The sequence below is a fragment of the Streptomyces sp. NPDC026417 genome (genome assembly GCF_055567695.1).
In genome coordinates this window covers 188,733-199,768 of the sequence record NZ_JBVHPY010000004.1, presented here as the reverse complement: position 1 = coordinate 199,768, position 11,036 = coordinate 188,733, and the positions used below count along the sequence as shown (strand labels likewise).

Here is an 11,036-nt window from a genome sequence, read left to right as displayed (position 1 = left end):
CCTGCCCCGTCGGCCGTAGAATTGGTGCACGGACCGCTACTCCCGCACGTGATGAGGAGGCCCTCCAGATGCGTGCAACCGTGGGCGACCAGCTGGTGACGCACGGCCGGATCGTCGGCCAGCACGACAAGGTCGCAGAGATCACCGAGGTCATGGGGGCGGAGGGCACTCCCCCCTACCGGGTGCGCTTCCAGGACGGGCACGAGGCAGTGATGTCGCCGGGCCCCGACTCCGAGATCCGCCACAAGGACACCATGAGCCAGGCACTGCCGCCGACTCCCGGCCTGTGAACCGGCCGCTCCGGCCGCCACCGGCCCGAAGGCGCCCCCTTCCCTGACCGGCCTCGGCGCGCCGTCCCGTCGCCGGGACGGCCGGCGAGCGCCGGGACGGCCGTGCGCCCGGGCCCGACGGTCGGGCCGGACTCCCCCGGCGGTGCGCCCGGCACGGTGGTCGCACGGACTCCCCCCGGGGCGCGCCGGGACGCGGCGGTCGGACCGGACTCCCGCGTGGCATGCCCTGACGCGGTGGTCGGACCGGACTCGCCGCATGGGCGCGCCCGGACACCTCGGTCCCGCGCTACCGCGCCGGTCTCGCCGGGCTCGCGTAGTGGTCGGCGACCACTCGGGCCATCGCACCGATCCGGTCCGCGGCCACCTCCTTCGCCGAGAAGAAGACATGGCCGCGCACCTGGGGGTGCTTCCGGGCGAAGGTGAGGTGCCGGGACAGCTCGGCCGGGTCCTGCCAGGCCGCGGGCTGTGCCGGATCGCCGGCCTTGTAGAGCGCCTCGCCCACGTACAGCCGCACACCCGTGCCCCTGACCACCTCCGCCCACCACGGGACCAGCGCCGCGTAGTCGGCCGCGGAGAACCCGATGTTCCAGTACACCTGCGGGCAGATGTAGTCGATCCAGCGCTCGCGCACCCACGTGCGGGTGTCCGCGTACAGGTCGTCGTACGTCTGGACGCCGGCCCGGGTGTCCGAGCCGAGCGGGTCGGTCGCCGCGTTGCGCCACACCGCGAAGGGACTGATCCCGAACCGGGTGCCGGGCCTGACGCGCCGGATGCGGGCGGCCGTCTCCCGGACCAGCAGGTCGATGTTGTGCCGCCGCCAGGCCGCCCGGTCCGGGAAGCCGGCGCCGTGGGCCGCGTAGGCCGCGTCGTCGTCGAAGACCTGGCCCGCGACCGGATAGGGGTAGAAGTAGTCGTCCCAGTGCACGGCGTCGACCTCGTACCCGCGGACCGCGTCGAGCATCGCGTCCTGCACGAACGCGCGGACCTCCGGCAGTCCCGGGTTGTAGTAGAGCTTCCCGCCGTACGGCACCACCCAGTCGGGATGCAGCCGCGCGGGATGCGAGGGGACGAGCCGCGCCGGGTCGGTGTGGTTGGCGATCCGGTACGGGTTGAACCAGGCGTGCAGTTCGAGTCCCCGCGCATGCGCCTCGGCGACCGCCGTGCCCAGCGGGTCCCAGCCGGGGTCCTGGCCCTGGACGCCGGTGAGGTACTGCGACCAGGGCTCGTACGGCGAGGGCCACAACGCGTCGGCCGTCGGACGGACTTGGAAGATCACGGCATTGAGCCGGCGGCGGACCGCGGTGTCGAGGTGGGCGAGGAGCTCGGCGCGCTGCTCGGCGACGGTGAGGCCGGCCCGCGAGGGCCAGTCCCGGTTGGCGACCGTCGCGAGCCACATGCCGCGCATCTCGCGGGCCGCGCGCGCCCGCCCGCGCGAGCCCGCGTTCCGGGCACCGGGAACGGCGCCCGCGTCCCCGGCCGCTGGCAGCCCCGACAGGGTGGCCAGCGCGGCCACCGCGAACGCCCGGCGTGACATCCGCCCCATCCGTCCACCCCCATACGCTGCGGATCCGCCCGGTCACGGATCGTCTCCCCGCACAGCATGCCCGACCCGGACGATCGATCACCGGCACTTCCGGAGTAACGTGCTCGATCGGAGCAGGCACCGAACAACGGCGGACCTGCGGGCCCGATGATCAGCGAAAGGGACGATGTGACCGACATCGAACGCGTCGGAGTGGTGGGCTGCGGCCAGATGGGGGCGGGCATCGCCGAGGTGTGCGCCCGTGCCGGCCTTGACGTCAAGGTCGCCGAGACCACCGGCGAGGCGTTGGAGATTGGCCGTACCCGCCTTTTCAACTCCCTCTCCAAGGCGGCCGAGCGCGGAAAGATCTCCGCGGACGAGCTCCAGGCGACACAGGACCGGCTCACCTTCACCACCGACCTCGGCGAGTTCGCCGACCGGGATCTGGTGATCGAGGCCGTCGTCGAGAACGAGCAGGTCAAGACCGAGATCTTCCAGGTCCTCGATCAGGTGGTGACCCGGCAGGACGCCATCCTCGCCTCCAACACCTCCTCGATCCCGCTGGTGAAGCTGGCGGTCGCCACCTCGCGGCCCGACCAGGTCATCGGCATCCACTTCTTCAACCCGGCCCCGGTGCAGCAGCTCGTGGAGCTGATCCCGGCGCTGACCACCTCCGAGGGGACCCTGAGCCGCGCGCAGGCACTCGTCGAGAAGATCCTCGGCAAGCACGCGATCCGCGCCCAGGACCGCTCCGGCTTCGTGGTCAACGCGCTGCTGATCCCCTACCTGCTGTCGGCGATCCGGATGTTCGAGTCGGGCATCGCGAGCCGCGAGGACATCGACAACGGCATGGAGATGGGCTGCGCCCACCCGATGGGACCGCTCAAGCTCTCCGACCTGATCGGCCTGGACACGGTGGCCTCGGTCGCGTACTCGATGTACGAGGAGTACAAGGAGCCGCTGTACGCCGCTCCCCCGCTGCTCCAGCGCATGGTCGACGCGGGCCGGCTGGGCCGGAAGACGGGGTCCGGTTTCTACACCTACTCCTGACCCCGGGGCACCGACGGGCCGGCGTATGCGTCCGATCCGGCCACATCCGTCCGTTCCCGGCCACGGCGGCCTGATGACATCCCGTCACCGGGGCCGCTGAACACGCTCCGTCACTTCTCCGCCTGCTCGGGCCCGGCTCTCTTTCGAGAGCCGGGCCCGTTCCCTTCACACACCGTGTGCGCGCCGGGCCCGCATATGCCCCTCGCACACGCTCCCCGGGCGCCCACCAGGCGAGTTGACTTTCGGTGCGCATGTAAGGGATGTGACGACTACGGAAAGGAGCGATCACGTGACCATCGACCCCGAGCATCCCGTGGTCCACGGAGAACTCGCAGAGTTACGCCGCCGCCTCGACGTGGCGCATGCCCGCGTCGAGGGAGGGCTGGCCCTGCTCAGTCACCGCGCCGAACAGACCGCCAAGGAGCTGGACGACCTCAGCGCACGGGTCGTCGCGCTCGAACACTCCCGCTGGCCCCTGCCCGCGGTGACAGCCGTCACGGCCGTGGGCGCCCTCGTCATCGCGATCTGGCAGGCACTCGGCCACTAGAAGCAGTCCGACGTTCCCGTCCGCCGGGCCCTCGGCCACGGGATGCGTGGGGAGGTCAGGGCACAGCGTCCTGCCCGAGCCTCAGATGGTGCAGGAGGAGCAGCGCGGCCGCCATGTTGGCGGCCGGGACCTCGCCGCGGGCGACCATGTCCGGAACGAGTTTCAGGGGAACCCACTCCCGGCGGTCGGACTCGAAGTCGTCCACGGGATGCCCGATGTACGTGCCTTCGTCGGCCCAGTAGATGTGGTGCCTGGCGTCGGTGAGCCCGTTGCAGGGCTCGACGCTCATCAGCAGGCGCAGGGGTCCCGGCCGCCAGCCGGTCTCCTCCTCCAGTTCGCGGGCCGCCGCGACGGCGATGTCCTCGCCGTCCTCGACGACCCCCGCCGCGAGCTCCCATCCCCAGCTGTCGGTGATGAAGCGGTGCCGCCACAGGAGCAGCACCTCGTTGGCCTCGTTCACCACCGTGGCCACGGCGACGGGCCGCAGCCTTATCAAGAAGTGGTCGAGGTGCCGGCCGTCCGGCAGCTCGACATCTGCGAGATTGACGCTGAACCAGCGATTTGCGTACACAGTTTGTTCGTTCTGTTTCGTCCACTGCACGGTTCTGCCACCTTCCGCTGAGTAGATGGCAATATCGCAGCAGGAACGTCGCGGCAGCAGGCCGCCGCGGTCCGCTCACAGCGCAGCGGCAGGCTCAGTGCCCGGCACAGGGACGGACGCGCCGTCTTCCCGGCGCGGGGTGGGGTGCTCTCCCCGGGTTCCCCCGCGGGCGGCCGGCAGGGGAACCGGGGTCCTCTACAGCGGTACGCGCAGCGCCCCGTCGATGAGTTCGGCGGCCTCGGCCGTACCCGCGCAACCGCTGGTCACCAGGTGTTCGCGTACCGCCCGCAGTCTGTCGCGCAGGCGCTGGGACTCCATCCCCCGGGCCTGCTCGGCCATCTGGACCGCCGTCGCCACCGCCTTGTCGGCGTTTCCCTGGCGCAGCTCGATCTGGCTGAGCATGGCGAGCCGGTGCACCCGGCCCCGGTCGTGCGCCGGGGTGTCCACCGCCGCCGCCGCGTGCTCGGCCGCGGCCACCAGATCACCGAGGCTGAGCAGCGCCTCCGCCACCTGGACGTTCACCAGGCCCGGCTGGACATAGCCGGTCTCGTCGGGCTCGTAACCGCGCCTGATGCGTTCGGCCGCCTGCTCGGCACGCCGGATGCAGGACAACGCGCTGCTGCCGTCACCGAGATGCGCGTACGCCTTGGCCTGCATCGCGTAGAGGTCGGAGGCGAGGGCGGGGGTGATGTGCCGGCCCGCAGCGCGCAGCGCGGCCTCGGCGAAGGCGACGGACTGCCGCCACTCCCGCATGAAGAGCGACTGGTTGACGAGCAGGGCTATCACATAGGCGCCAAGTCCCCTGTCCCCACTGGCCTTCGCCAGGCGCAGCGCCTGGTGGAAGTAGCGCTGGGCGAGTCCGTGCGCGTCGGAGTCGTAGGCGCAGATGCCCGCGATGGCCACCAACCCGCCCGTGGCGCGGTGGAGTTGGCGTCCGGTCTCGTCGGTGTAGCTGCCCCGCAGCAGGGGCGCGGTCTCGGAGTTGAGGAAACCGACGATGCGGGTGCGCGTCGCGATGCCGCCCGCCTTGCGGTACATCTGCTCGTAGTGGGCACGGGCCGCGCGGAGCATCTCGATGTCGGACATCTTGACGCGGTGGCGCCCGCCGCGCGAGACGTCGACGTCCTCCGGCGGGTTCTCCCACTCCCACACGGGCATCACGGCGGGGGTGCCGGTGACGGCCGGGGCGCCGAGTATGTGCGGCCGCTGCTGCTCGTCCGACCGCCAGAGTGCCGTGGCGCGTTCGACGAAGCCGGAGAGCGAGGTGCCGTGCGGTACGGAGGGCTCGCCCGGTACGCCGAGGCCGATGTCGTCGAGCGTGACGGGCCGGTGCAACCGTCCCGCGAGCACTTCGCAGATCAGGTCGGGCACCTGGCCCCGCGGCCGCTGCCCCTTCAACCACCGTGCCACGGCCGTGTGTTCGTACCGCAGCGCGAGGCCGCGGGCCCGGCCGGCCTGGTTGACGTGCGCGGCGAGTCCCGCATGGGAGATCCCGGCCTCGTCGAGGATCGCGTCGAGCAGGGTGTTGGGCTGCATGGAGGCCCTCCGGTGGCTCGGTGCCGACAGAGTAGTGCGTACGGCTTCACACGGGGTGTGAAGGGAATGCCCGAATCCGCGGAGTACGCGCGCTGTTGCGGAGCGTTTCGGGCCGCTTGACTGAAATGCCTCGCAAGAGGCCGGTCGGGCCGCCGGCTCCCCCTCGTACAGTGCGGCGGCCCGCTTCCGCGCCGTCCGCCCGGCTGCCTGCCCGACACTCCGTGGCGGGGCGGACGGCGCGCCGAACTCAGACGAGGGGGTACGCCCGGTGCCCGACGGGCTCGCCCTGATACCGGGCGGGCCGACGGGAGTTGCGCAGCACGAGCAGGGCCACGTCGTCGGTGGGCGGGCCGCCGGTGTGGCGCAGCAGCCCGGCGAAGACGGCGTTCAGCACCGCCTCGGGTGAGACCGGCCGGGCCCGGACCGACGCGGCGAGGGCGGCGGGCAGCGAGAAGAACCGGCCACGGGCGTCACGGGCGTCCTCGACGCCGTCGGTGTGCAGCACGAGGGCCTCGCCGGGCAGCAGCGGACCGTGACCGGACGCCGCGAGATCCTCCGGGAGCGGGAACGGCCCCAGGGGCGGCAGGGGTTCACCGCAGGACAGCGGCTCCACCCGGACGGCCGGCCCGGACGGTCCCGTGTCGTCGCGCAGTACGTGGGGCCACGGATGACCGCAGTTCAGGATGCGCATCTCGCCGTCGCAGCCGATCTCCAGGAGCAGCACGGTGACGAACTCCTCGACGACCGGGCTGTCGGGCTCGGCGCCGACCGAGGGGTGTTCGGCCCTGGCGCGCTCCCGCAGGTGCCGGGCCAACGCGCGGTCGAGTCGCGTGAGCACCCGGGCGAGTTGGGGTTCGTCGTGCGCGGCCTCGCGGAAGCTGCCGAGGACGGCGGCGACCGTCGTCAGGGCACCGATGCCGTGTCCGCGGACATCCCCGATCACGGCCCGGACGCCGTACTCGGTGGCGACCACCTCGTACAGGTCACCGCCGACGACGGCGCCCCGGTCCGCGGAGAGCTGGGCGACGGCGATGTCGAGGCCGCCGATCCTCGGCGGCAGCGGACGCAGCAGGACGCTCTGCGCGGCCCCGGCGACCCTGCGGGCCTGCCGCAGTTCACGCAGCAGCGTCTGCCGGACGTGCAGGATCAGCCCGGTGCCGACGGCGAAGAACACGGCGCTCGTCACGAGCCGGGCACCGAGCCCGTTCTGCTGGGCGAGCGGGCAGGCCAGTTTGTAGGTGATGGCACCGGCCCCCCAGAGCGTGGGGAGCCCGGCCGACAGTGCGCGGCGCAACCGCTTCCGCTCGGACCGGCGGACCGGCTGCCGGTCGGCCCGGCGGGTCTGCCGGTCGGCCCGGTGGAGCGCGCGCGTCAGCCGCGTCCCCCATGCGCCCCGGCGGCTCCGCTCCGGGAGAGCCGCCCCGGCCGGCCGCCGGGAATGCCTCCGGGGCCACACCCTGCGGACAGCCCCAGCCTTGATACGGATCATGCCGACGGCCCCCCATCAGGCCCTGACTGCGCAGAACGGCCCGGGGCGGACACCGCCACCCGCTGGGCCGGTCCGATTCTGTCGAGCACATGCCCCGATGGGACCAGATCGCCCGGAGTTGTCACCCGAACGAGTGAGGGGCACATCCGGCAATCCGGACGTGCCCCTCACTCACTGCCACCTGGGTCACCGCGGGTGCCCCGGGACGCTCACGCCCCGCGCAGCACCGCCCCGGTGCGCTCGGCCGCCAGCGCGACGGCCGCGTCGCGGGCCGCGGAGGCCTCGTCGACGGTCAGCGTGCGGTCGGCGGCCCGGAAGCGCAGCGCGTAGGCCAGCGACTTCCTGCCCTCACCGAGCTGCTCGCTCTCGTAGACGTCGAACAGGCGGATGGACTCCAGGAGTTCGCCCGCGCCCTCACGCAGCGCCGCCTCCACGTCCGCGTGGGGGACGAACTTCTCGACGACCAGTGCGACGTCCTGGGTGGCAATGGGGAACGTCGAGATGTGCGGGCCCTTGGGCAGCCCGGCACTCGCCTGCTCCAGCGCGTCCAGGTCCAGCTCCGCCGCGCAGGTACGCGCGGGCAGGCCCAGCGCCTTGACCACGCGGGGGTGCAGCTCACCGGCGTGGCCGACGACCCGCTCGGCGCCGTCGATCACCACGGCGAGCTCGGCGCAGCGACCCGGGTGCCACGGCCCGTACTGGCCGGTGCGGACGAGGAGTTCGGTGCCCGCCTCCCTGGCCAGGGTGCGGGCCGCCTCGACGGCGTCGGCCCAGTCGGCCGGCCGGCCCTTGCCCCACCAGCCGGCCTGCTCACGGGCGCCCGCGAGGACGACGGCGGCGTGCCGGGGCTGGACGGGGAGCGCGGCGGTCAGCGACGCGAGCTCCTCGTCGGTGGGGCGGCGGTCGACGGGGAGCCGCACCGCGATGCGCTGCTCCTCACGCGGGTGGAACACCAGACCGGTCTCGAACAGCGCGAGGTCGTGGTTGCCCCGGCCGTCGTTGCGGCGCAGCGCACCGAGCAGGCCCGGCAGCAGCGTCGTGCGGAGCGCCGGCTCCTCGTCGGAGAGCGGGTTGACCAGCTTGACGACCCGGCGCTTGGGGTCGTCGGCGGCCAGGCCGAGCTGGTCGAAGACGTGCTCGCCGAGGAAGGGGTAGTTGAGCGCCTCGACGTATCCGGCGCCGGCCAGCGCGCGGCCGAACCGGCGGTTCATCCGCTGCCGGTCGGTGAGACCGCGGCCCGCGGGCGGCTTGGGCAGGGTGGAGGGCAGGTTCTCGTAGCCCTCCAGCCGGATGACCTCTTCGGCCAGGTCGTTCGGATCGGTGAGGTCGGGCCGCCAGGAGGGCACGGTGACGATCAGCTCGTCCTGCCCGTACACGTCGCAGCCGACCTGCTGGAGGCGGCGGACGACGGTCTCGCGGCCGTACTCGACTCCCGCGACCCGGTCCGGGTGGTCCGCCGGGATGCTGATGGTGTGCGGTGCGGACGGCGCGACGATCTGGGTGACCCCCGCGTCGGCGGTGCCGCCGGCGAGGAGGACGAGCAGATCGACCGTGCGCTGCGCCGCCGCCGCGGCGGCTTCCGGGTCGACACCGCGCTCGAAGCGCCGGGACGCCTCGGAGGCCAGCTTGTGCCGGCGCGCGGTGCGGGCGATCGAGATCGCGTCGAAGTGCGCGGCCTCGACGACGACCTCGGTCGTCGTGCCCTCGGTGTCGTCGATCTCGGTGTTCGCGCCGCCCATGACGCCCGCGAGGCCGATCGGGCCGCGGTCGTCCGTGATCACCAGGTCACCGGCATCGAGGGTGCGCTTGACGCCGTCGAGCGTGGTGAGCTTCTCGCCCTGCTCGGCCCGGCGCACGCCGATCGCGCCCTGGATGCGGGTGCGGTCGTACGCGTGCAGGGGCTGGCCGACTTCGAGCATCACGTAGTTGGTGATGTCGACGGCGAGCGAGATCGGGCGCATCCCGGCCTTCTGCAGACGGCGCTGCAGCCAGATCGGGGACCGCGCCTCGGGGTCGAGGCCGGTGACCGTGCGCGCGGTGAAGCGGTCGCAGCCCTGCGGGTCGGAGATACGCACCGGGTGGCCGAAGGCGTTCGGAGCGGGCACGTCGAGCAGCGCCGGGTCGCGCAGCGGCAGGCCGTAGGCGATGGCGGTCTCGCGGGCCACGCCGCGCATCGACAGGCAGTAGCCGCGGTCGGGCGTGACCGCGATGTCGAGGACCTCGTCGACGAGTTCGAGCAGCTCGATGGCGTCGGTGCCGGGCTCGTACTCGGGCGGCAGCACGATGATGCCGCCGCTGCCGTCGTCGCCCATGCCCAGCTCGTCGCCGGAGCAGATCATGCCGTGCGAGGTCTTGCCGTACGTCTTGCGCGCGGCGATCGCGAAGTCGCCGGGCAGCACGGCGCCGGGCAGCACCACGACGACCTTGTCGCCGACGGCGAAGTTGCGGGCCCCGCAGACGATCTCCTGGGGCTCACCGGTGCCGTTGGCCGTGCCGACGTCGACGGTGCAGAAGCGGATGGGCTTCTTGAACCCCTCCAGCTCCTCGATGGTCAGCACCCGGCCGACGACGAGGGGGCCCTTGAGGCCGGAGCCGAGCTGCTCGACCCTCTCGACCTCGAGGCCGGCGGAAACGAGTTTGGCCTGCACGTCGCGGCCGGTCTCGGTGGCCGGCAGGTCGACGTACTCCCGCAGCCAGGAAAGCGGGACCCGCATCAGATCTCCATCCCGAACGGCCGGGTGAACCGGACGTCACCCTCGACCATGTCTCGCATGTCTTCCACGTTGTGGCGGAACATCAGCATCCGCTCGATGCCGAACCCGAAGGCGAACCCGCTGTACTTCGCCGGGTCCACGCCGCAGGCGACGAGGACGCGCGGGTTGACCATGCCGCAGCCGCCGAGCTCGATCCAGCCCTCGCTGGAGCAGGTGCGGCAGGGCCGGTCGGGGTTGCCGACGGACGCGCCCCGGCACACGTAGCAGAGCATGTCCATCTCGGCGGACGGCTCGGTGAAGGGGAAGTAGTTGGGCCGCAGCCGGGTCTTCATGTCGGCGCCGAAGAGCGACTGGACCATGTGGTCCAGGGTGCCCTTCAGGTCGGCCATGGTCAGGCCCTCGTCGATCGCGAGCAGCTCGATCTGGTGGAACACCGGGGTGTGCGTGGCGTCCAGCTCGTCGGTGCGGTAGACCCGGCCGGGGCACACGACGTAGACGGGCGGCTCACGGTCGAGCATGGCGCGGGCCTGGACCGGCGAGGTGTGCGTGCGCAGCACGACACCGGACTCGTCGCCCTGGGTGCCCTGGGGCCCCTGGACGAAGAAAGTGTCCTGCATCTGCCGGGCCGGGTGGTCGGGCGTGAAGTTCAGGGCGTCGAAGTTGAACCACTCCGCCTCGACCTCGGGGCCCTCGGCGACCTCGTATCCCATGGACACGAAGACGTCCGCGACCCGCTCCATGAAGGTGGTCAGCGGATGGCGGGCGCCCGAGGGCACGCGGTCGTACGGCAGGGTGACGTCCACCGCCTCCTCGACCAGGACCCGGGTGTCGCGCTCGGCCTCCAGCTCGGTCTGGCGGGCGGCGAGGGCCTTGTTCACGGCGCCGCGGGCCTGGCCGACGCGCTTGCCCGCCTCGGCCTTGGCGTGCGGGGGCAGAGCGCCGATCTCGCGGTTGGCGAGGGCCAGCGGCGAGGCGCCGCCGGTGTGGGCGACCTTGGCCTCCTGCAGCGCGTCGAGGTCGCCGGCGGCCGCGAAGGCGGCGAGCGCCTCGTCCCGCATGCGCTCGATCTCTTCCGGTTTCAAGGCCTCGACCTCTACAGGGTCGTACGACTTATTCGGTGCCGACATCTCTTCCCGTGCTTCCGGTTGGCTGGCGGATGGTCCCCGTCCCGACTCGGGGGACGCATCGTCCCTGAAACGGGGACGCAAAGGTGCCAAAGGCCGAGTCTAACGGGGGTGGGAGCCTCTCCCCGACCGGGCGTCGGGGGGTGGGCCCGGTGCGACGGCG

The 11,036-nt window shown here is 72.4% G+C and carries 9 protein-coding genes; 3 read left to right on the top strand and 6 right to left on the bottom strand.

Annotation, left to right across the window (positions count from 1 at the left end; genetic code table 11):
- Positions 1–68 precede the first annotated feature (68 nt).
- Positions 69–290, top strand: a complete 222-nt coding sequence (locus tag ACZ4NT_RS08520) for a DUF1918 domain-containing protein (RefSeq protein WP_121404273.1) — start codon at positions 69–71, stop codon at positions 288–290.
- Between the two features lie 286 nt (positions 291–576).
- Here the strand turns inward: ACZ4NT_RS08520 and ACZ4NT_RS08515 are convergent, their stop codons facing one another.
- On the bottom strand, positions 577–1,833 hold the full coding sequence (locus tag ACZ4NT_RS08515) for a family 10 glycosylhydrolase (RefSeq protein ID WP_121404271.1): 1,257 nt from the start codon (positions 1,831–1,833) through the stop codon (positions 577–579).
- A gap of 147 nt (positions 1,834–1,980) precedes the next feature.
- Between ACZ4NT_RS08515 and ACZ4NT_RS08510 the strand changes: the two genes are divergently transcribed.
- Positions 1,981–2,862 carry a 3-hydroxybutyryl-CoA dehydrogenase gene (locus ACZ4NT_RS08510; RefSeq protein ID WP_121404270.1) on the top strand — a complete coding sequence of 294 codons (882 nt, stop codon included), beginning with the start codon at positions 1,981–1,983 and terminating at the stop codon, positions 2,860–2,862.
- A gap of 289 nt (positions 2,863–3,151) precedes the next feature.
- Entirely contained in the window at positions 3,152–3,409 is a 258-nt protein-coding gene (locus ACZ4NT_RS08505; protein ID WP_121404268.1) for a hypothetical protein, read from the top strand.
- Between the two features lie 55 nt (positions 3,410–3,464).
- On the opposite strand, the gene ACZ4NT_RS08500 is transcribed toward ACZ4NT_RS08505, so the two are convergent.
- The 5 genes from ACZ4NT_RS08500 to pheS form a co-directional block, all read right to left on the bottom strand.
- Positions 3,465–4,010, bottom strand: a complete 546-nt coding sequence (locus tag ACZ4NT_RS08500; RefSeq protein ID WP_121404267.1) for an NUDIX hydrolase — start codon at positions 4,008–4,010, stop codon at positions 3,465–3,467.
- Between the two features lie 195 nt (positions 4,011–4,205).
- A complete protein-coding gene (locus ACZ4NT_RS08495) occupies positions 4,206–5,546 on the bottom strand; it encodes a transcriptional regulator (RefSeq protein ID WP_121404266.1) in 1,341 nt (446 codons plus the stop codon).
- Between the two features lie 247 nt (positions 5,547–5,793).
- Positions 5,794–6,840 carry a PP2C family protein-serine/threonine phosphatase gene (locus ACZ4NT_RS08490; RefSeq protein ID WP_467724339.1) on the bottom strand — a complete coding sequence of 349 codons (1,047 nt, stop codon included), beginning with the start codon at positions 6,838–6,840 and terminating at the stop codon, positions 5,794–5,796.
- Between the two features lie 404 nt (positions 6,841–7,244).
- Positions 7,245–9,749 (bottom strand): phenylalanine--tRNA ligase subunit beta, encoded by a 2,505-nt coding sequence (gene pheT / locus ACZ4NT_RS08485; RefSeq protein WP_121404263.1) that lies wholly within the window; start codon positions 9,747–9,749, stop codon positions 7,245–7,247.
- Complete coding sequence (gene pheS, locus ACZ4NT_RS08480; RefSeq protein ID WP_121404261.1) at positions 9,749–10,876, bottom strand: phenylalanine--tRNA ligase subunit alpha; 1,128 nt, start codon at positions 10,874–10,876, stop codon at positions 9,749–9,751. The genes pheT and pheS overlap by 1 nt, the downstream gene beginning before the upstream one ends.
- Positions 10,877–11,036 lie beyond the last annotated feature (160 nt).